This window comes from Infirmifilum sp., from assembly GCF_049970975.1.
Taxonomy (GTDB): domain Archaea; phylum Thermoproteota; class Thermoprotei; order Thermofilales; family Thermofilaceae; genus Thermofilum; species Thermofilum uzonense.
The window spans coordinates 1-24,081 of sequence record NZ_JBMFLX010000005.1 but is presented as its reverse complement, the minus strand read 5'-3'; the positions used below and the strand labels follow the sequence as shown (position 1 = coordinate 24,081).

General features: G+C 47.7%; 27 protein-coding genes. 9 read left to right on the top strand and 18 right to left on the bottom strand.

Annotated features, from left to right (window positions below):
- Nucleotides 1–122 precede the first annotated feature (122 nt).
- Nucleotides 123–1,115: a transglutaminase-like domain-containing protein gene (locus ACP5KC_RS02015; RefSeq protein ID WP_273433922.1), complete on the top strand. Its 993-nt coding sequence runs from the start codon at nucleotides 123–125 to the stop codon at nucleotides 1,113–1,115.
- Nucleotides 1,112–2,170 (top strand): hypothetical protein, encoded by a 1,059-nt coding sequence (locus tag ACP5KC_RS02010; RefSeq protein WP_428286779.1) that lies wholly within the window; start codon nucleotides 1,112–1,114, stop codon nucleotides 2,168–2,170. Before ACP5KC_RS02015 ends, ACP5KC_RS02010 begins: the two co-directional genes overlap by 4 nt.
- Nucleotides 2,171–2,189: 19 nt before the next feature.
- Here the strand turns inward: ACP5KC_RS02010 and ACP5KC_RS02005 are convergent, their stop codons facing one another.
- The gene (locus ACP5KC_RS02005) at nucleotides 2,190–3,527 is read right to left on the bottom strand and encodes a TldD/PmbA family protein (protein ID WP_052883408.1); all 1,338 of its coding nucleotides are present in this window, start codon (nucleotides 3,525–3,527) and stop codon (nucleotides 2,190–2,192) included.
- The gene (locus ACP5KC_RS02000) at nucleotides 3,527–4,972 is read right to left on the bottom strand and encodes a TldD/PmbA family protein (RefSeq protein ID WP_273433926.1); all 1,446 of its coding nucleotides are present in this window, start codon (nucleotides 4,970–4,972) and stop codon (nucleotides 3,527–3,529) included. The genes ACP5KC_RS02005 and ACP5KC_RS02000 overlap by 1 nt, the downstream gene beginning before the upstream one ends.
- Before the next feature lie 75 nt (nucleotides 4,973–5,047).
- On the opposite strand from ACP5KC_RS02000, the gene ACP5KC_RS01995 reads away from it, so the two are divergent.
- The gene (locus tag ACP5KC_RS01995; RefSeq protein ID WP_052883406.1) at nucleotides 5,048–5,683 is read left to right on the top strand and encodes an adenylate kinase; all 636 of its coding nucleotides are present in this window, start codon (nucleotides 5,048–5,050) and stop codon (nucleotides 5,681–5,683) included.
- Here the strand turns inward: ACP5KC_RS01995 and ACP5KC_RS01990 are convergent.
- From ACP5KC_RS01990 to ACP5KC_RS01970, 5 genes are read right to left on the bottom strand one after another with little or no spacing between them, the layout of a single operon-like run.
- The gene (locus tag ACP5KC_RS01990; protein WP_052883405.1) at nucleotides 5,667–6,164 is read right to left on the bottom strand and encodes a hypothetical protein; all 498 of its coding nucleotides are present in this window, start codon (nucleotides 6,162–6,164) and stop codon (nucleotides 5,667–5,669) included. The two genes, ACP5KC_RS01995 and ACP5KC_RS01990, sit on opposite strands and share 17 nt — an antisense overlap.
- Nucleotides 6,161–7,369 carry a DUF58 domain-containing protein gene (locus ACP5KC_RS01985; RefSeq protein ID WP_273433929.1) on the bottom strand — a complete coding sequence of 403 codons (1,209 nt, stop codon included), beginning with the start codon at nucleotides 7,367–7,369 and terminating at the stop codon, nucleotides 6,161–6,163. The genes ACP5KC_RS01990 and ACP5KC_RS01985 overlap by 4 nt, the downstream gene beginning before the upstream one ends.
- 11 nt (nucleotides 7,370–7,380) lie before the next feature.
- Complete coding sequence (locus tag ACP5KC_RS01980) at nucleotides 7,381–8,328, bottom strand: AAA family ATPase (protein ID WP_052883403.1); 948 nt, start codon at nucleotides 8,326–8,328, stop codon at nucleotides 7,381–7,383.
- Nucleotides 8,329–8,359: 31 nt separating this feature from the next.
- Nucleotides 8,360–8,674 carry a hypothetical protein gene (locus ACP5KC_RS01975; protein WP_428286778.1) on the bottom strand — a complete coding sequence of 105 codons (315 nt, stop codon included), beginning with the start codon at nucleotides 8,672–8,674 and terminating at the stop codon, nucleotides 8,360–8,362.
- Nucleotides 8,661–9,566, bottom strand: a complete 906-nt coding sequence (locus tag ACP5KC_RS01970; protein ID WP_424738033.1) for a DUF4129 domain-containing protein — start codon at nucleotides 9,564–9,566, stop codon at nucleotides 8,661–8,663. Before ACP5KC_RS01970 ends, ACP5KC_RS01975 begins: the two co-directional genes overlap by 14 nt.
- Before the next feature lie 104 nt (nucleotides 9,567–9,670).
- Between ACP5KC_RS01970 and ACP5KC_RS01965 the strand changes: the two genes are divergently transcribed.
- On the top strand, nucleotides 9,671–9,973 hold the full coding sequence (locus tag ACP5KC_RS01965; RefSeq protein WP_052883400.1) for a hypothetical protein: 303 nt from the start codon (nucleotides 9,671–9,673) through the stop codon (nucleotides 9,971–9,973).
- Between the two features lie 4 nt (nucleotides 9,974–9,977).
- On the opposite strand, the gene ACP5KC_RS01960 is transcribed toward ACP5KC_RS01965, so the two are convergent.
- The 4 genes from ACP5KC_RS01960 to ACP5KC_RS01945 form a co-directional block, all read right to left on the bottom strand.
- On the bottom strand, nucleotides 9,978–10,808 hold the full coding sequence (locus tag ACP5KC_RS01960) for a PAC2 family protein (protein WP_052883399.1): 831 nt from the start codon (nucleotides 10,806–10,808) through the stop codon (nucleotides 9,978–9,980).
- A gap of 373 nt (nucleotides 10,809–11,181) precedes the next feature.
- Nucleotides 11,182–11,916, bottom strand: a complete 735-nt coding sequence (locus tag ACP5KC_RS01955; RefSeq protein WP_273433934.1) for a TatD family hydrolase — start codon at nucleotides 11,914–11,916, stop codon at nucleotides 11,182–11,184.
- Nucleotides 11,913–12,773, bottom strand: a complete 861-nt coding sequence (locus tag ACP5KC_RS01950; RefSeq protein ID WP_424740277.1) for an inositol monophosphatase family protein — start codon at nucleotides 12,771–12,773, stop codon at nucleotides 11,913–11,915. Before ACP5KC_RS01950 ends, ACP5KC_RS01955 begins: the two co-directional genes overlap by 4 nt.
- A 5-nt stretch (nucleotides 12,774–12,778) precedes the next feature.
- Nucleotides 12,779–13,279: a metallophosphoesterase gene (locus ACP5KC_RS01945; protein WP_273433938.1), complete on the bottom strand. Its 501-nt coding sequence runs from the start codon at nucleotides 13,277–13,279 to the stop codon at nucleotides 12,779–12,781.
- 45 nt (nucleotides 13,280–13,324) lie between these two features.
- On the opposite strand from ACP5KC_RS01945, the gene ACP5KC_RS01940 reads away from it, so the two are divergent.
- Nucleotides 13,325–13,666, top strand: a complete 342-nt coding sequence (locus ACP5KC_RS01940) for an SWIM zinc finger family protein (protein WP_052883395.1) — start codon at nucleotides 13,325–13,327, stop codon at nucleotides 13,664–13,666.
- 14 nt (nucleotides 13,667–13,680) lie between these two features.
- Here ACP5KC_RS01940 and ACP5KC_RS01935 read toward each other — a convergent pair whose 3' ends face one another.
- Nucleotides 13,681–14,772, bottom strand: coding sequence for a lysylphosphatidylglycerol synthase transmembrane domain-containing protein (locus ACP5KC_RS01935; protein ID WP_428286777.1), 1,092 nt, complete (start codon nucleotides 14,770–14,772; stop codon nucleotides 13,681–13,683).
- 110 nt (nucleotides 14,773–14,882) lie between these two features.
- Here ACP5KC_RS01935 and ACP5KC_RS01930 point away from each other — a divergent pair, with 110 nt between their 5' ends.
- Nucleotides 14,883–15,923, top strand: a complete 1,041-nt coding sequence (locus ACP5KC_RS01930) for a glycosyltransferase family 2 protein (protein ID WP_052883393.1) — start codon at nucleotides 14,883–14,885, stop codon at nucleotides 15,921–15,923.
- A 74-nt stretch (nucleotides 15,924–15,997) separates the two neighbouring features.
- Nucleotides 15,998–16,420 carry a hypothetical protein gene (locus ACP5KC_RS01925; protein WP_052883392.1) on the top strand — a complete coding sequence of 141 codons (423 nt, stop codon included), beginning with the start codon at nucleotides 15,998–16,000 and terminating at the stop codon, nucleotides 16,418–16,420.
- Nucleotides 16,421–16,491: 71 nt separating this feature from the next.
- Here ACP5KC_RS01925 and ACP5KC_RS01920 read toward each other — a convergent pair whose 3' ends face one another.
- From ACP5KC_RS01920 to ACP5KC_RS01900, 5 genes are all read right to left on the bottom strand, one after another.
- Nucleotides 16,492–17,838, bottom strand: coding sequence for a glycerate kinase type-2 family protein (locus ACP5KC_RS01920; RefSeq protein ID WP_273433944.1), 1,347 nt, complete (start codon nucleotides 17,836–17,838; stop codon nucleotides 16,492–16,494).
- Between the two features lie 53 nt (nucleotides 17,839–17,891).
- The gene (locus ACP5KC_RS01915) at nucleotides 17,892–19,709 is read right to left on the bottom strand and encodes a hypothetical protein (RefSeq protein ID WP_273433945.1); all 1,818 of its coding nucleotides are present in this window, start codon (nucleotides 19,707–19,709) and stop codon (nucleotides 17,892–17,894) included.
- Between the two features lie 56 nt (nucleotides 19,710–19,765).
- A complete protein-coding gene (gene albA / locus ACP5KC_RS01910) occupies nucleotides 19,766–20,041 on the bottom strand; it encodes a DNA-binding protein Alba (protein ID WP_052883389.1) in 276 nt (91 codons plus the stop codon).
- Between the two features lie 116 nt (nucleotides 20,042–20,157).
- Nucleotides 20,158–21,978 (bottom strand): ribosome biogenesis/translation initiation ATPase RLI, encoded by a 1,821-nt coding sequence (locus ACP5KC_RS01905; RefSeq protein ID WP_052883388.1) that lies wholly within the window; start codon nucleotides 21,976–21,978, stop codon nucleotides 20,158–20,160.
- Between the two features lie 20 nt (nucleotides 21,979–21,998).
- On the bottom strand, nucleotides 21,999–22,274 hold the full coding sequence (locus ACP5KC_RS01900; protein ID WP_236944887.1) for a hypothetical protein: 276 nt from the start codon (nucleotides 22,272–22,274) through the stop codon (nucleotides 21,999–22,001).
- A 97-nt stretch (nucleotides 22,275–22,371) separates the two neighbouring features.
- Here ACP5KC_RS01900 and ACP5KC_RS01895 point away from each other — a divergent pair, with 97 nt between their 5' ends.
- Nucleotides 22,372–22,974, top strand: coding sequence for a THUMP domain-containing protein (locus ACP5KC_RS01895; protein WP_273433948.1), 603 nt, complete (start codon nucleotides 22,372–22,374; stop codon nucleotides 22,972–22,974).
- On the opposite strand, the gene ACP5KC_RS01890 is transcribed toward ACP5KC_RS01895, so the two are convergent.
- On the bottom strand, nucleotides 22,924–23,460 hold the full coding sequence (locus tag ACP5KC_RS01890) for a hypothetical protein (RefSeq protein WP_273433950.1): 537 nt from the start codon (nucleotides 23,458–23,460) through the stop codon (nucleotides 22,924–22,926). The genes ACP5KC_RS01895 and ACP5KC_RS01890 overlap by 51 nt on opposite strands.
- Before the next feature lie 6 nt (nucleotides 23,461–23,466).
- Here ACP5KC_RS01890 and ACP5KC_RS01885 point away from each other — a divergent pair, with 6 nt between their 5' ends.
- Nucleotides 23,467–23,634, top strand: a complete 168-nt coding sequence (locus tag ACP5KC_RS01885; RefSeq protein ID WP_424738017.1) for a hypothetical protein — start codon at nucleotides 23,467–23,469, stop codon at nucleotides 23,632–23,634.
- Nucleotides 23,635–24,081: the final 447 nt, after the last annotated feature.

Here is a 24,081-nt window from a genome sequence, read left to right as displayed (position 1 = left end):
CGTATATTGAAAAGCTGCGGGAATCCTTTACTCTGATGCTCATATAGAGGGACTTGAAGCTAAAACTCGGGGCGCGAAAGCATTAATATTAACCCCCGCAGTTTTGTTCCCAGGTGCGTGTTTTGTTCAGGAAAGTTTGCTTGCTGATACTTCTATTAGTACTAGTAATACCTAGGCTTGAAGTTGGGATCAGTGAAGCTGGATTAAAGGAGTCTTCTAAGGTAACTTATACTATCAGGGGACGATTCCTACTCGTGAACAATAACAATGTATCCGTTAACGATTATGTTTACATCTCCCTACCACAGAATACCACGTTTCAGAGAAGCTTTGTAATGAGCATTGAACCCAAGCCCATCAGATTCCAGGTAGATGAGGATGGGAACGTTTTCGCTGTAACCTATATAGTAGCCAAGCCAGGGGAAAAAATATGGATAAACGTGACGTACAGGGTCACAGTCACTGGTTACTCAATAGACCCCTCAGCAAGCAGGGGTGTATGGCCGAACTTTAATATTCTTAAAAGGTATACAAGGTCCACCAGATACTGGGACATCTACAACACGACAATTGTAAAGTTAGCTTACGACGCGGCTTATAGTGACACCCCCCTAAAAACAGTCCAGAGGCTTGCAAGCTGGGTTGTGAGTAGAGTTAACTATCAGGTGAACCTTGGGAGGAGTGGCAGCGACCACGCATTAATTTACACGCCGAGAGGTTACAGGATTCAGGGCGACTGTGTAGAGGTTGCCGACGTCTTTATTACCATGGCTAGATCACTGGGAATTCCCGCTAGGGGCGCCTACGGCTTCCTGCTAACAAGCTACAAGGAGCACATGTGGCTCAACATGAGTACAGTTGCTGAGGAGGGAGACGCTATTCTAAACCATTGGGGTGGTCACATGTGGCCCGAGGTCTACGTGGAACCTTATGGATGGATAGATGTGGATATGCTTGACGGAATGACTACAAACGTGGGGTTGTTCAGTGCAAGACACGTAATCTTCGGCTTCGAGGAAACTAAATACTATGGCGCTACGCTGACGAGTAGCTGTATACCGAGCTATATGAGCTTGGAGTATATCGATTATGTATTCGATGGTGAGCTAGGATGAGGAATACATTTGCGTTTATATTATTGATACTTGTATCGTTGCTAGCCCTGCACGGAAACTATAGCAATGGACAGCCATCCTACTGGATAGCCCTCAACTTCAAAGTGACTTTTAATGGAGATGGCACTGTAGTCGTTGAGGCAAAGCTACACCCATTTACTGTCGAAGGTAAAAGCCTCCTCGGAGACAAGAGTGTTGAGAGCAGGATAAAAAACGAGTCGGCGCAGACTCTAGGATACATACTCTTAATGTTCTCGGATAACCCTCGCCTTCTCAGTTTCAGGGTTCTCGCAGATATGGAGAAGAGATATGGAGAAAGCGTTTTGTGCGACGTGGCTGGCACGGGTAAGATGACAAAATTTGACGGGGCTTATGTTTACTCTGTTTTGGTTTACCTTAACACTAGCAATTATGTCAGCCTTATCAATGACTCTGTTTACCTAGTTAAGGTTAGGGACAGTTTTACAAGTACAGATCCTAGAAGCTGGATAGACGTCATAGAGTTCACTTTTAATGGGAGTGATCTCTTGGGGCTAGACTGGGAGCCAAAGTTTGCTCAGGGACCTACGTCGAGAAGTCTAAAAAGCCTTTTATGGATCAACTATAACGAGCAGGAAGCACCGGACATGTATATTTTCGAGGTTAAAATGCCCGGCCTCAAGCTTGTTGGTGAACCCCCAGAGGTCAAAGCTACAATAAAAGAGGTTGTTCTTGAGGGAACCCAGCTACGCGTCACAGTCCAAAACCTTGAATCTCCCAGCGGTTACGTGTACATTGTGGTTAAAGGTACTAATACTCAGGCAAGAAAGGTCTATCTCTTTAGTCGAGAGGTAAAGGAGGTTGTATTCCCATATGTGACGGATAGAAACGTTACGGTACTCCTTTATTCGGGAGATAAACTACTTGAAAATAGGATCGTTGAGGCTGCAGCTGAGCCCTCTCTTCCAGCGTTACGCAAGTATCCTAATGTGAATGGAGTGTTCATAACGATAATAGCTATTGTTATTTTCACAGTTTTCGCGATATGGCTTGCGAGAAGAGGCATCAAGAAATAAAAAATTTAAAGGAAAAGATTTACGCTGTATGCTTGCTTGTCCCGAGATCCTTTACAAGGATATAGGGAGTTCTAGTTGGGGTATCGACCTCCCACCAGTACATGTCGTACTGGGTGTCCCCGAGAGCAATAATGTTTTGAAGTAACCGCGGGAACGAGTCAGCTATCCTCATCTTCTTGGCTGCTCCCACTATTTCTCCATTTTTGACTATGAATATGGCGTCCCGGGTTATGGTAGAAAAGATTCCTTCAACATAATTCTGTAATCGCGTATACCAGTTGTTCGTAACTATTAGACCGTTCTTCATCTCACTGAGAAGCTCCTCGAACTTGTAATCGCCCCTGTGAACTGTAAGCGACCATAGACGCGGGAATATTAAACCAGCGTTCCCAGTGGTCTGAGACCCGAACTTCGCGGCAGTCTTCGTATTATGTAAGAGTGTCTTCAGAACACCCTTCTCGATTATTGGCTTATCATAGGTGGGTATACCCTCATCGTCAAACGAGGTAGACCCAGGAAGCTCGGCATTCCGTGGAGTATCCTCGATGGTCAGTTTCTCAGCTGCTACTTTGTCTCCAGGCTTGGAGTTCATGAAGATAGAACTTCCCATCAACACACTGTGAGCTAGAGCCATGTCAGCTATGTAGTTGAAGAAATTTCCAGCCACCATGGGCGAAAGGAGGATGTTATATCTTCCTGGTGGGACCTCCTCCTGAACTCGTGACCGGAACGCAAAGTCTGCAGCGGTTTCTGCGACGTGCTCGACTTCCTTTATCTTCAGCTTCCGCGAGCCGAGAGACCATTGACCTGAGCCCTCACCCGCAAATGCCCGGATGTACATTTTCATGAATGTTCCCTCCTCGAAGAGCTCTGCGCCCTTGCTATTCACAAGTGCCCTCCTTTCGTGGGTAGCCTGAAACATGCCTGCAAAGCTGTCGATCTTGTATCTATTTACGGCCTCCACAATAGCTTCTGAGACATTTGAAGGCTCATTTATGGCGTCTATCAAGTGCTTATCTACAAGACCTGGAAGAGGATCAGGCTTCTTGGGCTCGGGTAGAGGTGCATACAGCATGCTTTGCGGCAACTGTGTATGCATAGTGTAAAGATTCGAGAGTATCTTGTATGCGTCGTCGAGGGAGCTTACGGGTGCACTCGTCCCGAGGATTCTCTGATTCTTTGTTACATAAACCCCTATCTCCGTGGAGCCCCAATTCTGGATTACACTCGGCTCACTATTAGCGAATTTAACCATTAGGCTGTCTGTAGACCTTACGTCAACGGCTGCTTCATCAAATCCCATTGACAAAGCTTTCTCAACAACTTTTTTCCCTATCTCTAACAACTGTTCTTTCATCAGGCTATCACCCTTAACAAGACATTCCTAATTCTAACATTCGGTCCTCCAAACCAAACTGGTACGCCCTGCATGGGCTCTCCCTTCCCACATGTGCCGGCGTAGAACTCTAGGTTCTTGTCCGCAGCGTCTACACTGCTGTAAAAGGTTTTTGTCGTCAACTCGAGAACAGGATTCTTAACTAGGTGCCTCAACTCACCGTTCTCGATGAGGTAGGCTTCAAGGCCGCCATACCTTTGGCTCCACCTCTCGTCATCGATGTTCCACTCCATGTAGCTCTTTATGTAAACGCCAAACTTCACCCCCTCCACGAGCTCCTCAAACGTGTGGTCTCCCGGCTTAAAGTAAGTATTGGCCATTCTTATGATGGGTTCGCTCTCATAGTTCATCGCCCTTGCGGCGGCATTACTACTAACTCCGAAAACCTTGGCTGTCCACCTGTTGTGGAGAAATTCGTTTATCTTTCCCTCCTTGTAAAGATAACGTGGTCTGGCGGGAACACCTTCATCGTCGTACAGGTAGAATCCATTGCTACCCGGTATTGTAGGGTCGTCTATCACAGTAGCATACTCGCTCCCTATTCTCTCACCTATCATGTTCGGCTTTATGAAGCTCTTACCCGCCTGTGCAGCCTCCCTACCCAGGATCCTGTCAGCCTCGCTTGGGTGCCCGGAGCTCTCGTGGACCATGAGGCCTACGATCTCGCTCCCCACCACCACGTCGACAGGTTTATCTGTTGGAGGAGACTTAGCCTCCAAGATTATCTGCTCAAACTTCCTTGTATCTTCTGGTAGATATCCTATCACGTTCCACTTCTTGAGAAGCTCGTATCCCCCTGAGCCAGCATGGGAGAAAAACCTTTGAATAGTGCCCTTCGAGGGTAGAGTGACAACAATATTGTAACCGAGTGACAGTCGGGGAATCCTGCTCCTTATAAAAGCACCGTCGCTATTTGCTATAACTTTCTCCTCCACGCTTTCGCCAATCCATGTAGTTAGAGTTGCAACACGCGCAGTAGAGATAGATGAGCTCACTTGTTTCCATAGGTCTTTAATATAGGATACTTTTTCTTCGACAGAGGTGTTCTCGAAGGGCACAAGCTCATTTACCTCATAAGTGGCTCGTCCAAGCCTCTCGTGAGAATACTCAACAGGGTTCTTCATAAGCTTGGAGTGTGCCTGGGCCTTCCGTACAGCTTTTTGCACGGCATCTTGAACCCCCTCCCTGGTAAGCACGTTTGTAGAGGCAAAGCCCAGCGCGCCCCCCGCAATTACACGTACGGCTACTCCCTCGCTGACCGAGGATTCCGCGCCTATTATCTCTCCGTTTCTCGCGGCAAGGCTGCTTCGTGAATGCTTGTGATACCGCGCCTCAACGTATTGAGCGCCTAGAGAAGAGCCTTTTTCAACAGCCAAGAGAACGAGATCCTCGTACTTCCACGTCATTCGTGTCGCGTTAATAAGCCCTTCTTCAATAAATTTTTAACTCTTTAAAGCTCTTTAATCGACAACGTGGTCTAGATGAAGCTCGTATTCATAGGGCCTCCGGGTGTCGGCAAAGGAACATATGCAAATGCTGTTCGAGAGAAGTATGGAATACCACATATTTCAACCGGCGATATATTTCGAGAGGAGGTGAAGAAGGGCTCTGAGCTGGGTCTTAAAGTCAAGGAATATCTCGATAAGGGTCTCCTTGTTCCGGATGACCTGGTGATCGAGGTTGTGAAGAAGAGGCTTCAAGAGGAAGATTGTAGGAAGGGTTTTATATTGGACGGCTTTCCAAGAACGGTAGTCCAGGCAGTGGCACTTGAAAAGTTCGCGCCGCCGGACTTGGTAATTAATTTTGTAGCGAAGCCTGAGGTAATTATAGAGAGAGTAAGCGGTAGACGAGTCTGCTCCGTTTGCGGCGCTATATACCACGTAAAGTATATGCCACCAAAGGTACCAGGTGTATGCGACAAGTGCGGTGGACCACTAATACAGCGCAGGGACGATAAACCAGAGGTTGTTAGGGAGAGGTTAAAGATATTTGAGGAGCAGTTCACGCCCATCATACGCTTCTACTCTGAGAAAGGGAGGCTTGTCACAATCGAGGCGAATGAGCAGGCCGATGTCGTGATCCCGAGGATCCTCGAAATCCTCAAGAAGTATTTCTAGACGAGAGGTTGAGAAAGCGTGTAACCACGTAGAGGATGCCTGCTATAGTTACAGTTATCAAAGTTGCCGGTAGAAGATCCGACACATAGTTAGACAGAGCTCGTTGCATGTAGAGTCCCAGAAAAGATATCAATAGAGAAGCTACATATAACGGTATATACCAGTTCATCACGTACCATGTTCCTGAAAGCTTGCCGTCCTTGAGTACGTGCAGTGCGTCACGCGTCACTAGGAGGTACGCGTTTAATAGTAGAATAGTTGGCAGCAGGTCACGGTCAGACACGACGAGAACTGCAGATAAAAAGTAGATTGCCACGAAGGCCGACTCAATCAAAACATCTCGCAGATAAAGAAAACCCATGGCCATGACAAGGTTAAGTAATAGAATAACAGCCTTTGAAAAAATGGGTATGCTGGCTGCCAGATAAGAGACGCAGTTGAAAAGTATAAGAGTTATTCCCATGATTCTCTCATTTATCACGTGGACTCCACCAGGACGAGTTTCCTCCTCCTATCAGATAGCAGCTTCAAGACTCCCTTCTTCCAGGACTCCGTTAACAGTTGGTGAAGCTGTTGGTCTCGTGTCCATCTTATTGAAAAAGGATTCACCGCGACACAGGTTACCGGGTACCCCATGCTCTCAGCGAAGGACACAGTATCGTAGATTTCCTTCTCGGCGAAGGGAGATATGATTACAACAGAGGATCCAAGGGGACTAATAAGGAGAGAGATTCTCTTGAAGACCTCCTCGTATTCTATTATCTGTTTCGTGGATAGATATCTTACATCCGCCAGAGATGTCAACAGTCTAAACAACTGTTTTTTACCTGCACCCGGCCTAATCCAGTCTCTGTAGTTGCCAACTACGAGTAAGGCCACGTTATTGCCCGCACTTATAAAGGAGTATACTATCGAGGCGGCTACTCGCACAAGCTCATCTATAAAATCATCTATAACTTCTCCCAAAAGCCTTTTACCACTTACATCGAGAATAACCAGTATACTGGTTAGCCTTTCACCCTCGAAGGCGTTGATCATCCAGTGTCGGGTTCTCGCAGTTGCTTTCCAATTTACGCGTCGAAGTATGTACTCCTGGGCCTCCCTAACTTCAAGGAAGTCTCCACCATCGCCCGCTTGTTTTGAAGCTATTTCTCCCGGACGGGGCATCGTAAAGCGAGAAGTCACAGCTATACGATATTTTCTCAGGATGCGTGGAAGAACAGCTATCTCGTCTGGCTCCAGGGCGAATATCTCTTCTCGACGGAGTAGAAAAGGGTCGTAGGCTTCGACTCTCGTAGGGCCTAAATTAAAGTGACCTCTCCTCTTGGCCGACACCTTATAGGAGAGTTTTCCTTCTTCTCCTTGTTTAAGCACGAAAAAGCCTCTTAAGCTTCCATCTATGACTTCTAAAGGAGGTTCGATTTCTTCCAGAATCCTTAAAAACAAAAGCCTCCCACTATCGTTCTTGATCAATAGAGTAACCGTAACGGTATCCCCTTCAACGACCCTTTTCCTCGAGACTTCTCTCCTAACCTTAACCCCGTCTACTCTCAACAGTGGAAAAGCCATGCTTAACAGCAACGGGTAGAGCAAGGGCAGCTCTAACAAAAGCAAAATCCACGTCTGCGTTAACACAGCTATAAGTGACAGAACAAGAACTGTTAGACCAGTGACCAATCCCTTCATTGTAAGCACTCTTAACCCCTAAAACCACGCGGCACTTCTACCTTCTCTAATACATGTCTTATGATTTCTTCAGCCGTAGAGCCCCGCACAACACTCTCAACCCGTAGAACAAGCCGGTGCGCCAAGACTGGAATAGCGAGCTCTTTCACATCGTCAGGTATGACGTAGTCTCGGCCGCGTATCAATGCAAGTGCGCGTGAAGCCTTTAGTAACGCCTCTGAGCCTCTCGGGCTTACCCCTACTTCCGCCTCCTTTGCCTCTCTAGTCATCGAGGCTATCCTCACGATATAATCGAGAATAGCGTCGTCAACGTACACATCTTCAACCTTCCTTTGCATTGCAAGAATCTGGTCCCGACCCAGAACCTTGTTTATCTTGGGCTTATCGGATCTCCTTTCAATCCTTTTTCTAAGGATCAGCCTCTCTTCGGCAGGATCCGGGTAGCCCATCCGCGTCTTGATGATGAAGCGGTCGAGCTGTGCCTCGGGCAGGGGATAAGTTCCCTCGTATTCGATAGGGTTGAGGGTCGCTATAACCATGAAAGGCTCATTCAAGGGTATCGTGTTTCCCTCGATCGTAACTTGCCGCTCCTGCATAGCCTCGAGGAGCGCGCTCTGAGTCTTCGGGGGCGCCCTATTTATCTCGTCAGCCAGCAGTATGTTGGTAAATATTGGCCCCTTTCTAAGCTTAAACTCGCCGCTCTTCACGTCCCAATAGTATCCCCCAGTGATGTCTTGAGGGAGCAAGTCCGGCGTGAACTGTATCCTCTTGAATTCGAGATCAAGAGCTGCCGCAAATGAAGAAGCTAATAGAGTCTTAGCCATGCCAGGGTAGTCCTCGATAAGAAGGTGCCCCTGCGCTAGAAACGAGACCAGGACCTTCTCGATCACGTCTTTTTTCCCGACTATGGCTTTTGCCAGCTCCTCGAATAGCCCATCAAAGGGAGATCCCTCGCTCATATCCGTTTAGCAAACAACCCGAGGCTAATATTTATTTGGTGGCAAAGTAGAAAATCCTCCGCTCTAATTCCTCGCTCTTCACGGTTTCCCCTCTACGTAGACGTCTACGAGTCTCCTCAAGTAAGCCCTCATAAGATTCCTCGGGCGCCTCTTCTGCGGGAGCCCTCCCTTTCCCTATCACGTTAGAGACTGCTTCCAGTAGAGTCATGGACACCAGTATCACGAGAAAAATTAATGATAGAGACCAGAGAAAGTAAACGTTGAACGTGTCATGAAACAGCGCTGATAAGCCTGCCAAGGCCAGGAGGCCTAAACGCAGGAGTTTATTTTTCTCAATTCGCACCATACCGCGCACCGCTCTCAAGTGAGCTAATGATCTGAAGGAGAGACCTCTCAGCCCTCACCTTGTCCTCGTCAAACATCTCATGATTGCTGTAGAGGGCTTTCTCAAAAAGATATGTTAACTCTACAAGAGGCTCGACTGGAACATGGGGGGCCAGGTTCATCGTTTTCCTCATTATTTCCCTTGCAGTCATCTCGCCGCTTATAGGAATCTTGCTTTTTTCCAGCTCTCGACAAAGAGAGTTGTACAACTCCACTATTATTTCCCTTAAATTCCTATTAGACTTCAAGCTTAGAAGCGCGTTCCTGCTCTCACGAAGCATATGAGCTTGAAAAGCACGAACCTCTTCCTTACCATTTTCCACGTCTTTCTCGCGGAACGCGAGGAGCACTGTGATCACTGTTATAGCCAGTATGGCAGCTAGTATTGCCGGTGTAAACTTGTAGAGGGTACCTTGCGTGGATGATATGTGACCCGCAGTCTGCTCGACCGAGACAGACGTAATGGAAGTATTAAGGAGCACTGGAGACTGATTCATAGTGGATCCTTCGCGTAGCATAATCCTTGAATTCTCGCCACTGGAGCCACGGTTGAAAATAAGGAAAACAATCAACAATAGGATAAGGTTGAATAGTATTGAGGATAGGAAGTTCCTGCTACGACCTTGAAGTTTTCTCTCATCTCTCCTTAGAAGTTCCCTAATCAACTCTACTATCTCGTGTCTCATAATGATGATATTGAAGGCCAGAAAGGACACAAGCAAGAGGAAAATTACTGCAAAAAAATCATCCCCAGTAAACGCAGGGAGAACGAGCTCTCTAGGAGAGGAAGACGCCGATAATAAGATGGCCAGTGTTAGTATTGGTATCAAGGGGATTTCAGGCCTAAGACGCAATTGACTTCACTAATTCACGTCTGCTTGTACGGGCAAAAATACTTTTCCTGTAGATTTAGATTGCGAGGCAACGCTTTTAACGCGAGTGACCATCAATATAAAACGTGTACTGCAAAACGTTCCGTTATAAGCTCAAACCCGACAAGCTCTCGTCTGTCATAGAGATCTCGAAAAGAATAGACTCCCAGATGAGGAGCTTCTCAGAGGACTTTCAAAAATACACTCTGATCCGTGAAATCCAGGATCACTTAGAAATACTGGAACTGTACTTCTTCGAGGACTGGGACAGCTGGCGCCGCCTAATGGAGAAAACCTCAAGCGATTCAAGGCTCGAGGAGCTATGGGAAAACTTTGAAAGGCTTATAGAGGGCGAGGTCTCCGAGGAGGACTGGGAGCTCTTAGAGTAAAGCCTTAAACATACCAGCTCGGCAGGCCCTCGCTCTTCTCCCTCACTTTCTCCTCAACGCCGCTAAGCTCTCTCTCAAGTTCACGTCTCTTTGCCCGCTCCTCCTCTATCATCTTGTCTAGGCTTTCAAGGCTGATCTCTATCCCAAGAAGCTTTGAGACTATCCTTATTACTTCTCTTGAAGACTCAAAGTTAGGCTCGGGTGTAGTAGTACTCCCCATTATGACGATGCCCTCAAGCCCGTTGAGAGATGCCAGCGTTGGGAGGAGACCGCAAGCCCCGGTTATTGTACCCCCAATGCTCCTCCTCAGCCCGAGCGACTCAAGCTCGCCCAGTCTCATGGACTTGGCTACAGCATAGACCACCTCTATCTCAGGGGTCTCCGAGCTAGTGCCACATAAGCTGATCACGGACGAGCCTCCCACTGACCTAAAGAACTCTAGAACCACCTCCGCGACCTCATACTGGGCCCAGACTGCTGGCTGAACCTCGCTCGTCAGGAAGACTATGTCTCTAGAGGCTCCCTGGAACAAGTAAAACTTATAGGATGGAAGCTGCATTTGACCTGTCTGGTCTACGAATACCCCTGCGTTACCGACAGGTAGAAGTAGTCCCGGACCTATAAGCTCGGCGACCTTCTCAAGCTTAAGGGTACTCACGAGGTAGTCCACCGCTATCTTCCCCACGAGCCCTATGCCTGGTAGCCCCTGGACGAGGATACCCTCACGTGTCTTAAACTCCTTGTAAAGGAAGAGCTTATAACTCCCGTACTCTAACGTTTTCACAAGTCTTGTAATCCAGCGCGGGTTAAATTTCTTGCCAGCCTCAACACCCACCGCTACCCTAACAGAAAGAGATATAGTACCAGCATCAGACTCTCATACAGAGTTGATGAGCATCTGCGACTCTGAAAAGTGATGAGTACCAAACCGGCTGAAAATTCAGCAGGGTAAGTTTTCCTCACCCCTCAGGGCCGGGAGCACTCATCAACGCTCATGCAAGACGACCCCCTAATATAACCTTAACGCTCCCGTCTTCACATCGCATGAGAACCTCTAGCCGGAAAAACTTCAATAGTTAAACTAGAACAGCATATAACCGTTACCCGTTATTATTATAATGCCTTGAAAACCAGGAATGAAGTTAGGCTTGGGAAGTTTGCCTGTTTAAAGGAATGATGGGGGCTGGCTGTGTGTTGACGAAAAGGGTTTAGTGTTTCTGGAATAGAGTTGTGATATTCTTGTGGATTTCCTGTGTGAGTTTTCCTTCCTCTATTCTCTTGAGGTTTGAGATGAGTTTTACTAGTCCTGGTATTAGGAGTGGTGATAGGTTGAGTCCTCTGTATGCGTATGGACCGTCGCTTTCCGTGAGGAGTAAGTGTAGTGGTGTGTTGCGGGCTATGTTTTTAGACTTTTCTTGGATGCTTGCAGAGGCATTGATGCTTATGTAAAAGCCCTTCTCGGTTATCTCCTGTAGTAAGCTTATCGGCCCCGTGTACCAGTGAAATATTGCCTTCTTGGCCCCTCTCTGGACGAGCATCTCGAAGACTTGGCTCCAAGCGCCGGCGGCGTGCAGGTTTAGTGGTAGGGAGTGGCTTACAGCCATGTCGAGTATGGCTTGGAATACCTGCTTTTGAAGGTTGAATGTGGTTGGGGTGAACTTTAAGTCTAGCCCTACCTCGCCTACGCAGTCAGCTTCTTTGAGAAGCCCGTTGATCTGTTCTAGTTGTCTGAGAGCGTCGGCTTCCTGTTTCACATTCCAGGGATGTAGGCCGACGCACGCCCTTACGTTCTCGGGGAATTCATCGCGTAGCTCGAGGTTTCGTATAGAGGAGTCGTAGTCCTCGGCGACTGCGACTAGTAGCATGTTTGAGCTTATGAAATCCTCTATTTCCTTGCGGTTGAACTCGTAGAGATGCACGTGTGCGTCTACGAGTGACGTCAAGGCTGCTTCACCAAGAGTATCTCTTCGGGGTTAAAGCCGAAGGTTTCCTTGAAGAGCCCATGGAGTTCGGCTCCGAGTTGATGTGTGGAGGAGGCTAGTATTAGGAGTCTTTCTCGGAGGGATAGGGCTACCTTCTCGTTTTTGAACCCTCTTGTCTTTACCCAGGCGCCGGCTTCTCTTGCGATAAGGTATGCTGCGGCTATGTCTATGACCCTCATTGTGCCCCAGTAGTCTATGTACGCGTCTGCCCCGCCGGAGGCGACAAAGGACAGCTCTAGACTCGCGCTACCCAGGCTTCTAACGATGGCTCCCCTTGAGACAAGGTTTAGGGTGTATGTGTGGGGTAGGAAGACGGCCTTTGGGGAGGAGCCCACGAATACTATGCCGTCCTTTAGCGTGGTGTGCGTGGTCACGTGTATGAGGTTGCCGTTGAGGAATGCTCCTTTGCCTTTAAGGGCTGTGAACTCTAGGTTTAGGAGGGGCGCGTATATGGCTGCCGCAACGACGTCCTCTAGGGTTTCTCCCCTTGCTATGGCCACCGAGACCGCAAAGAATGGAAGACCCCGTTTATAGTTTCGGCTCCCATCTATAGGGTCTATTATGGCTGTGAACTCGGCTTCACCGTTATGCCGTCTTTCACCCATTTCCTCGCTGACTATCCTTATGGTTCCTAGATCCTCTAAGAGAGAATCCAGTATCATTTTCTCGGACTCGACGTCGCCTCTGAGAGAGTAGTCGCCTCCCTCTCCTCTACCAACGACGCTGGAACCCACTCCTTCCCTTATCGCCTTGACGGCTGCCTCTCCTCCGCGCCTGGCGGCCTTCCGTGCGGCTTCGAGAAGTAGGCTAGGATCCAATCAAGCTACACCTCTACAAGATCCACGCTGAGCCGCTCCAGGTCTATGAGGGCAAACGTTCTCGTGCCTGCGAGGTAGCCTGAAAGTGTGCCGGGGTTTACTACGAGTGTGTTTCCGATCTTCCTGACGTCGGCTTTATGTGTATGCCCGTAGACTACTATGTCGAAGTCTCCGCTCTTGGCGAGGGCTTGGACTAAACGCTCGGTCTTCTCGGGCGTGGAAGCCCCGTGAATGACTGCTAATCGCTTATTACTGATCGTCGTGAACAGTGGTGGCTCCTCTAGTACTATACCGATGTCGTCGGCGACCTTCTTTAGTAAAAGTTTTTCACCGTCGTTGTTTCCGTAGACAGCATATACCTTGTAGCCGTTGAGGGCTCTAAGAGTGAATGGGGAGACTATGTCGCCCGCATGTATTATAGTGTCTACCCTCCCCCTTATTTTTCCGATAAACGCTTGAAGAGCTTCCAGGTTGTCATGCGTGTCGGAGATTATTGCTACATGCATATAGCATCAAGATTAATAAACGAGAGTACATTAAAATTTAGCGTAATGTCAGGGAGTAATGCTTCGAAAATCGATGGTGTAGTGCGACAGAAAGAGATACCAATGGACAGTATTATAGCCAGGGCAGCATGGCTTCTAGCCGAGGGGCGCGTGGTAAAGGTGAGTCCCTACCTTTACTACGTCATGGGTCGCGTTGGGAAGCACCTGGTAAGGGTTGAGGGTGGAAAGCTTACGTGTACGTGTAAAGGCTTCCAGGAGAAGGGTATATGTTCTCACGTTGTTGCTGTGTCGACTTTACTGGAGTTGAAAGACGTTGACGCCTTTCTAGATGAACGAGTGAGGGAGAGGGTTAGGAGAGAGTTAAGGGAGAGGTTTAACAAGACATAGAAAAATCGTATTGGCTAGGAGAATAGCGGCAGTGAGAAACCATACTGTTTCACGATACTCCTTATGGTTTCTTTCAGTTCCTCAAAGTTCTTTTTTGAAAACAGTTTCTTCCCGTAGTAAAGACCTATCGGGTAAATCATGGACAAGGTTACTAGTATTGTTATACCTCGTCCTAGGAATGCTGCTGCGACAGCCTTCTCCTTTGGAACCCCGAGTAGTAAGTATAGAGTTATCAGTGCTACGTCTACGCTGCCAACCATGAATGGGACGCCTATAGATGCTAGCGAGAAAATCGTGAGAATAGTGTATCCAGGCGCTATGAGAATGGGGTTTATGTTTACGCCTATGCTTCTCAGCGAGTAATACGGTGTAAGCACACCACTTATCCACTGGCCCATTATGGAAAGGACCGCCGCCCAGAGGTTCGGGCTGTACGGTGAGAAGTCCCGCGCGGTATCAGAGACATATTGGAGAAACTTTTCTGTCTCTCTCTCAAGGGCTTCTTTCCTCTTAATTGGTAGCTTCTCTATGAGCCACCGCGCGAAGCGCAGCGTCCTATTAGCGTCGAATATAAAAACAGCTATCAGGGCTGCGCTGAGAAATGCGAGTAGAACAGTTATGCCGTATATGAGGAGATAGTTCATAATGGACGTGCTGAGGTTCACGGCCAAGACTGCGGTTATCATTATAAATAAGGCTAGTGTAGTGTTGAGTAGAAACCTGAAAAATAGGTTATAGCTTATAGCCGAGGCCCAGTCTCCGTACTGCCTCAGGAAAACGATTCTAACTATGTCTCCCTCGATGAATGCAGATGGTAGAATCAGGTCTACTAGCCATGCAAGCATTGTTCCTCCTATCGCTTCTCTCAGCTTTAGCCTGAACCTCTTGTACGTGAGGAACCAATAGGATAGGGCGTGTAAGAAGTAGTATAGGATCTCGAAGATGACCAGGTATAATATGAACTGTTTATCTATCTGAGTTAAAGTTTGGATAAACTCGCCTAGCTTAAAGTCTTGGATAATGTATAGCCCAAGTGCGATTATGAAAATCGCCTGGACAACATATATGACGTGTTTTCTGATCCATCGTTTTGCGACATCATTCATAATCAAGACACAAGGGGATTGAGAGCCTCTGTATTTTATGTTTTCCCAAGCGTTAAGCCTGAAGAAACGGAAATGTGAAAAAATATTAGTGGCTTTAAAGGTCTTTGGGTGTGTCTCTTGACGGGAGTTACCCCAAGGTAAGCGTAATCGTTGTAAACTATAAATCCTATGACTTGCTCCGAGAATGTCTGAGCAGTTTGCTGGAGAGTGATTATCCCTCATTCGAAGTAATCGTCGTCGATAGTTTAACCCCACATATTCGCGAAAACATAGAGAAGGACTTCAAGGACAACAGAATAAAGGTCATTCACTTCGATTCGAACATTGGCGCCGCGGCGTCCCATAACATAGGCGCTATCGCGAGCGACCCTTCGTCGAAATACCTGGTTTTTATGGATAACGACGTACTCGTTACCAAAGACTCCTTGCGAGCACTGGTAGATTCTATGGAGCGAGATCCACAGATGGGCGTTATCCAAGCCAAGGTAGTCTCGCTAAGCAATAAGGGCAGGATGGATCATATGGGACTAGGACTCGACCTAGCTGGAACCTGGCTCACAACGTATGGCCAGAGGGCTGAGATTCTAAACACTTCCATGGAGATCTTTGCCGCCTCCTCATCGATGATGATTACGAGAAGGGATCTGTATTTTGAGGCCTTAGGCTTCGACGACACTTATTTCATTTATGACGATGACACGGATTATAGTTGGAGGGTAAGACTTTTAGGCTATAGTATAGGATTTGAGCCCAGAGCGGTTGTTTACCATGGGGATAAGTTTTCCGTCAGGCTTAGACACGACAAACTTTACTTCGGGTTTCGGAACCGCTTACTAAACATTTTCAAGAACATGGAGGCCGAAAACCTGGCTCTAAGCATGATTATTACCCTTTACCTTGGATACCTTAACGTTGTTCTGCTAGCACTTGCGTTTAAAGGCAGGGAGGTTCTCGCATACGCTAAGGCCAGCATCAACGTGGTTAAGACACTTCCTCTGCGAAGCATTCATAGAAAAATTATTCAAAGACGAAGAAAAGTCAAGGACAGCTTCTTCTACCGTAGAGGGTTCCTTCGAAGAGATCTACTGGGAACAATAGTTATGATGCGGGAACTCCTAATTAGATATTATCACAGTCTCCGGGAAAAATAGAGGAAAACCAACACATATATAACTGGGCGTAACCTTCTGGCATTGCGCCTAAAAAGGCGACTCGAGAGAGACAAATGTATAATGTAGGAGAAACAAGAGAAGTAAAAATTGCAGACATAACTCCTAGTACTAGAAGGTTCTCCGTGACCTTCAAGGTTCTTAACGTTGGAGAGGAAAAACAGATTACCTCGAGACGTGATGGTTCCGAGCACCGAGTGGCTGATGTACTGGTCGGCGACGAGACAGGCGTAGCAGTATTGACTGCGTGGGACAACGAGATCGACCAGTTTAAAGGGATGGTTGGCGAAACAGTGACGCTTAACAACGGTTATGTCTCGCTGTATCAGGGTAAGCTAAGACTAGGGCTCGGGCGCTTTGGATCTATAAAACCTTCTGAGGAAAAAATCGAGGAAGTAAATTCTGAGATGAATATTTCTGAAAAAGAGTTTGAAGATACTGGATTCAGAGGAAGAAGGGGCGGTAGACGCCGCTTCTAAGCCATCTATTACTATCTTTTTACTCTAAATTTTTTCTCTTAATTTGTTCTGAGAAAAAGTATTGATAGTGACTAGTCTACTTGATTTATGACTGCTATCACGAAGTCGTTGACATTTGTCCCTGTGTAGCCTGTTTTAACATGACCTCCCAACGCTTTGAAGAAGTTGTAACTATCATTGTTCGTGAGGAAGTCTTCCGGCTTCAGGCCTTGCCGGAGAGCCAGCTCGTATGTGTTTCCGTCGACAACCGCCCCGGCGGCATCTGTTGGTCCGTCTCTCCCGTCGCTGCCTATACATGCTACGGCTACGCCCTTTAACCCCCTTATTCCTATCGCTATGCTTAATGCCATTTCTTGATTCCTGCCGCCTATTCCGTTGCCCCTAACTGTGACCGTTGTCTCGCCTCCGAGAAGAAGTACAGCTGGTGGTTTGACGGGAATCCCTGACCTTTTAACCTCTTTTATTAACGAGACTATGACTCTTCCAACTTCGCGCGCTTCGCCTTCAAGCATAGACGTGAGGATTAATGGGTTGTAGCCCAGCTCTCCAGCTTTCCTCGCCATCGCTTCCAGCGATATCATGTTACTGGCTATGATCACGTTTTTCACCTTCGAGAAAAGAGGATCCCCCGGCTTTGGAGTTTCAGGAACCTCGCCTTTTAAGCCCCTCTCAATGTGATCCTTTATAGATTCGGGGACCTCTTCCCATAGCCTGTATTTGACCAGGATGTCGCGTGCATCCTTGAATGTTGTGGGGTCGGGTACTGTTGGACCAGAGGCTATAGTGTCCATTCGGTCACCAATAACGTCTGATATCATTAGAGCTACTAGACGCGCAGGCTGGGCGTGGCGTGCAAGCCAGCCGCCCTTGATCATGGAAAGATGTTTTCTAACAGTATTAAGCTCGAAGATGTCTGCTCCGCGCCTCATAAGCTTTAAGCTGATATCGCTTATCTCCTCGATACTGACTCCCTGGACAGGATATTCGAGTAATGCGGAGCCTCCCCCAGAAAACAAAGCCACGACAAGATCTTCGGGTTTAAGATTAGATATAGTCTCAAGCACTAGACGGCCAGCGTTAACGCTCTTATCAGAGGCTTTAGGATGAGTAGCACCCACCAGTTTTATTCTTTTAAGCTTGTAACGGTCAACTATCTCTTCGGGAACCGAGACTACTCCCTCCTTTATTTTCTCACCTAGAACGGACTCTAATCCTAGCGCCATTCCACCAGAGGCTTTCCCAGCACCGACGACATACACATTTCCTGCTACATTAATGGCATGCCCATCCTTTAGAAGGAGGGTGTCCCCTTCGAGGGAAATCCATTGCTTTACAGCTTTTTCAGGGTCAGCGGCATTGATTCCCTCTAGTGCTATCGTCAGTGCATCTATTCTAGGTTTTTCGTTCTCGTTTTCCATAATCTCATGTAGTATGAAATTGGATAGGATTAAATCTATTCCTGTAATAAGGCCTAGGTAAGGGTTGCTATAGTTATTGATCCGATCTTCACTTCTAATCGAGTAGAATCTCCGTGCGGAGTGTATACAGGTATCTTTCTGAGTGTTTTAGGCTTAAGAGTGATTCTCGACTCGTTCCTGTAGTTCCTTGCTTCCACAGTCAAGGTAATATTCAGAGGGAGGGATCCGTGATTCTCCAACTGTATTATGACGTGACTCTTCCCACGCTCAACAACCACAACCTTGAGGTTGTTACTCAGGAACGTGTCGACTATCCTCATGGCCTCGTCGGCCCATGTCTCCACGAACCTAGCTTCTCTTTCGATCTCGCCGTACCAGTAGAAATCACTGTCGAAGGCTATTGAAACTGCTCTCATGGCCTTGTAGAGTTCAGAGCTGGGGTCGTGGGATATTTTCCAGGCGTCCTCCCCGATCGAAAAGTATAATGATAGAACTTTTGCGAGAGCTGTGAAAGCCTTTTCCCACAACTTGTCCTTAACAGGACCCGTCCATTGGCGATCACTAAGGTTTATCCAGGAGCCGTATGGAATATATGTGAGGATTCTCGTGGGGGTATGTGACTCTAGATAGTCCTTCAATGTAGTCATTTTTATCACGGTACTGTTCTCGATGTATTTTACTATCTGGGAGAGGAAATAGGGTGCATAGGTTCGATAAGAGGGCATAATCATCCAGTTTTCACCGTCGAGTGCAATAACTACTACTCCTCCGGGAGCATTTTCCCGCCTCTTTGCTAGTTCAACGACAAATCTCCTGGCTGCCTGGTCTGCATCCTGCTCGTCCTTAAAGTCCACATTAAAGCTTATCCAGTTGCTAAGTGTGAGGTCTCGGAAAAAGACAATGAGTTGGCTGGATGAGACTGGATCTACTACGAGGTAAGGGTCGTATATGGAGTTTTTATCCCCACCGGACCTTGAGAAGTGTTGCTCGCAAAGGACGGTGTACTTGATGCCCATCTGGCTGTATATGTTTACGAGCTCCATGCTCCAGAACATCTCGGGGGTCCAGAAGCCTATAGGACGAATGCCCGTGACACGCTCAACTATTTCCAGGCCCCGAGCGATCTCCCATTTTATTAGAGTCTTGGCCTCCTCTACGAGTCCCTTCTCGTATGCCTTTCGCAGTATAAAACCTAGGATTGTATGCGCATATACGCTTCCAAGGATCTCAATCACACCCTTCTGGGCTAGAGACCGAATTTGCGCAAGCAGGTTCTCGAACTCATTTTTTCTTGTGTTCACCTCGCCTGGGAGGTTTTCCCCTCGGGTAATTGCGTACTCCCATTGCTCGAGGAGTGAAGGGGAGAAATGATCCACGTCTTTAAAGGTGGGGTGTCGTTCGTGAATGTTCATGTGAATCGCATAAGGACCTCCCTTGAAAGAATAGAAGCTGCCTTCCAGTACGTGTTTGTAGGCCCAGAGATCCTTGAATGTTCCGTCAGGGTAAAACTGTGGGGCTTGATGATGATGCCACACGAAGGCAACGTATATAGCGTCTCCCTTTCTAGCAACGTAGATGGGGTACTCCAGGGATGAGATTACTTTTCCCTCTACTTCGAAATATACACCTAAAATTCCCTCTCCCCAGGACGTGGGGACTTTTATTTCCGCTTTAAACTCGTTCGTCTGTCCTGGTTGGAGCTTTAAGCTGTCGAAGACAATGTATATCTCCTCCTTTCCCTTCACTCTGAGTAGAATGTACGGCTTACCTGTAATTTCACTTGAAGCCTCATTTGTTAAATTAAAAGTTATTTGAAGATTTTCACCTTCAAGAAGGACAACTTTGTCTATGTTCGCTTTTATTCGAATCATGTCAAACACTTTTTAAATATAGAGTTAGAGAAAGAAAAACTTGGATGCCCAGCGTTTTAAGCGGTTTTCACAATCTCAATCTCTATAGTTGACACGGTGCGCTCCTTGCCGGGCTCTCCGACTTTCTCGCTGCCAATCTTTATGTTTCCATAGCTGACGTTGCCGCCTAGAAAGCGCTTTACAAGCTCGGCAGCGTCTACAGCCCTGGAGATTGCTCGGCCTCTCGCCTTTAGGACTACGCGCTTGCTTCCACTGCTGAACTGTGTAACTGCTGCTAGGACGTAGCTGCTTACTGGCTTGTTGCCTACAAAGATAACTCCTGCCTCAGCCATACTCATCGCCTTAGGGTTTTTACGCAGAATGAACAATTACTGGATAGTTTATAAATCTTTTCTTTCTTTTCTACTGCTTTCTTGATTACAAAAAAGTGATACTCTTCGTTGATGTTTCATTTTTCTTGGGAGTTCTCAGATTCCTTCTCCTGCATTACAACGTAATAGTACTCTTTGAGAACTTCTTTTTGGTATCTATCCATCCAAGAGCCCGGCTTATTTATCCTGGGCCTCTTCGTGTCAGGATCACGCCTGAATGTTAATGACATATCTTTAAGGAATAGGTTCATGCCTTTCCTCATATCCATTGGAGACGACGCCTCTCCTTGTTTGCCTGGAATGCCTCGGAACACCATAAGCGTCATTGCAAGGAAATCTATCGCTACGATGTCGTGCTCGACAACTATGGTTGAAACACCCTTCTCTGCAGTGAGCCTCTTGATAACTTTCGCTACAGCGTATCTCTGCTCCACGTCCAGGTAAGCCATAGGCTCGTCGAGGAGATAGATGTCAGCCTCCCTTCCCAGGGCAGCCACGATAAGGACTCTTTGTAGTTCACCACCACTCAGGTCTTGCATGTAATGGTCTAGCAGAGAGTGAACCCGGAGAGGCTTCATGAGCTCGGCCTGAATCGTAGGAGAAGATGTATCGACCTCGGATGACCGTAAAAACTCTCTTACCGTTCCCTCAAACTTGACCTCGCCGAGAAACTGGGGCTTGTAGCTTAACCGGACATTCTGTACCCTCTCAACCCAGCCCTCGTCGGGCTCGATCTCCCCCGCTAGAATCCTAACAAAGGTTGTCTTACCTATTCCATTCGGACCGAGAACCCCTACGACTTCCCCGCGGTGAACCCTTCCCTCTTCAACTCGCAGAGTGAATTCACCAAGGCTTTTATGAATTGTGCCCCATTTGACCAGAACGCTTTCGCTCGGCCACTCTACAGGTGGGGGCCTCTCGTGAAACTCTATCGGGTACTCTCGGAATCGTATGTTTTCCTCCCTGATGTACCCTTGGATGTAGGAGTTTATGCCTGCCCTTACACCCTTAACTATGCCTACAATTCCATACACGCCTGGCTCGCCGTAGATAATGGAGACCAGGTCGCTTACGTAGTCTAGAACCGCAAGGTCGTGCTCAACTATTATTACGTATTTTCCCGGCCTTACCTGTTCTTTTATTAGGTTTGCAACGCGAAGCCTTTCCCTTATGTCCAGGTAGCTTGAAGGCTCGTCGAGGAGATAGACGTCGGCGTCCTTGGAGAGAGCAGCCGCAATAGCTACTTTCTGAAGCTCGCCCCCGCTTAATTGTTTGAGCAGTCTATCTTTGAGGCTTGATAAATTAAGGTAATCAGCAAGCTCTCTTGAAACATTTCTCTCGTCAGCTCTTTGCAGTGCTTCCCCAACCCTTAGATCGTATTTTCGAAGAGAGTCGACGGCTTGAGGCTTATAGGAAACCCTGAGCCTTCCATTAGCCATTTTTTCGAAATATGGTTGTAGCTCTGAACCCTTGAAGAAGTCTATTATTTCGTCCCAGTCGGGTGGACTCTCAAATCTTCCCAGGTTGGGCTTGAGAACCCCAGCAAGGATTTTTAAAGATGTTGACTTGCCTACACCGTTGCTTCCAAGTATGCCTAGCGAGCGCCCCTCCTTGGGGGTTGGGAGGCGGAAGAGTTCGAAGGCGTTTGGACCATACCTGTGTACCAGGCTTTTAGACAGTTTTTCTGGAAGATTAATGATCGATATAGCGGAGTAGGGACACTTTTTAATACATATGCCGCAGCCGACACAGAGCTCCTCCGATATTCTAGCCTTCTTCTCCGTTTCATCTATCCATACACACTTCGATCCCGACCTGTTTACCGGGCAGAACCGGACGCACTCGAGGCTGCACTTGCTTGGCCTGCAAAGAGCCTTGTCTACGACGGCTACCCTCATCCAAGCCAGCCTTGAACGGTCTACTCTTCACCAGTCTCTTCTTCCTCTGCTAGCGTCTCGAGAAATACCTCATATATCTCTCGAAGCTGGCTACGCTCCTCCTCATCCGCTCTGGCCCCCTTCACATCGAAGACTGAAACCTTTGTCTTCTTTTCCTCCGAGACACTTTCACGCGTAGAATAGCCCTTTGTGTCCTTTGCTTTCACTTCGTAACCGCAATTAGGGCAGACTAGGTAGACGCCATCTTTTTTCTTCTTTGGGACCATGAGGGTACCGCATTTAGGGCAAAACTCCATTATATTCACCGATTCAAGCTAAACGCTAACCCCCCACAACATGTATATATAGATTGTCCCCTTTCGGATTACACGCTTTGGTTAGAGGTAGCTGAAAATGCTCGAGGACTTCAATCTTATAGTTTCAACCTACCGAGCACGTGAAAACGATTGTATCTCTGAGCTGTGGTTTTTCGCTAGCGAGCTAGGCGATAGGGGCTTGGATGCTAGTAAGACGGGACTACCATCCCTGATTGTAGCAAAGACACAGAAAGATCCTGAAGAGTTTGTAAGTAAGATGCGTGAAAAAATATTAGAGAATCCCTACTATTTCCGATACATTCTAAAAGTCGTCCCCATTCAGGTTGTTGTCCCTGCCTCCTTACAGGACATAAAAGACACGGCACTAAAGCTAGCTAATGCTGGTCTGGAGCCCAATGAGAGTTTCAAGGTTGAAGTACGCGTACGCTTATCCGATCTAAAACGCGAGGACATAATTGAGGCTATTGCAGGGAACATAAAGAATAAGGTAAACCTTGAGACCCCTGACAAGGTGATCGTGGTCGAAATTATAGGTGATAAAGCTGGTATCAGCATCCTGAAGCCCTCGAGTATAATATCTGTCGAAAAACTTAGGCGAGAGGCTAGAGCGATGAGGAGAAGGCCTTCCTCAGGCGGAGAGCTCGAGAAGAGCGGCTCTGGCCCTCAAGATCTTGGTTAAGACATCCTTATCAGCGGGTGCCTTGAGAAAAGCAGAATATACTGGAACCCAGCAGTCCTCGTCGTATGATGCCTCCTCGAGCTGGTGAGCTTCTCTAAATCTCTTGAAGGTATCATAGAGCACTGTTTCACCTTTCAACGAGATTCCTATTAGTCCTATTTGTTTACTGTTTCCTTCGAAGAAGAAGCCTTGAAGATTTTTTATGTTTCTATCCCCTATCAGGTAAAGTAACAGTTCAAGCACAAGGGTTCTTGAAATCATTTTATTCTCCAGGTAGTTTTTAATGGAGTATAGCAGACCTGTTTTTAGGACTTTCCATGACGGGAGCTTACAGCAATCATTGGTTAATATGAGCCATAAGCCTTCACTTGTATTTTCCTTAACCCATCTAATTAGTTCTTGGAGGCCAGACCCCTGACTCCGTTCTAGGCACGCTAGGATTATTTCAGCTTTAGAGCCTGAGACCTGTAGCTGCTCTCTTATCATGTTTATATGGCTTCAAAGACGCTCTTTTATAAAGGGTTTTTCCAAGATCCTAAAGAAAGAGGCCTCCTATTCATCGAGGAGACTTTCAAGCATGTTCCTATGCTCCCCCTGCTCCCCAAGTGTCGCATCGATGCTGTCAAGCACTACCCTGCAGTCTGGAGGATGTCAGCGTAGATCCTGAGGGAGGCGATGCGTGTGCGTCGAAGGTTTATCTCCTCGATCGCCTCCGTCAGGGCGTGATACGCCCTCCCTGCATGGTCAACCTGAAAGGCCTGCATAGCCCTGGACCCCCCGGGTTAATGTTGAGGCCCCCGGCAAGGGACAACGCCCGGCTGTAAGCGTCCAACGCCCCCCCGGTGCGGCCCGCCCTCGAGTATCCTGGCGAGCCTCCCGTCGCCGACCCGTTGAAGGACTCGTAGCAGGTCCTCCGCGTCCCTGACAGCCCTCCAATCACCCCTTGCAAGCCTCTCAAGGACTACACGCAGATCCCCATACTGCCCCCCTCCAGCCCGTGTTGCCTGCTAAGCAGGACGAATTGCATAGCACTGGCACGCTTCACGGCGGGGAAAAGCACGCCTGAGGACAGGGCACTCCTAGCACAGCTCAAGGCAAGGGAGGGGG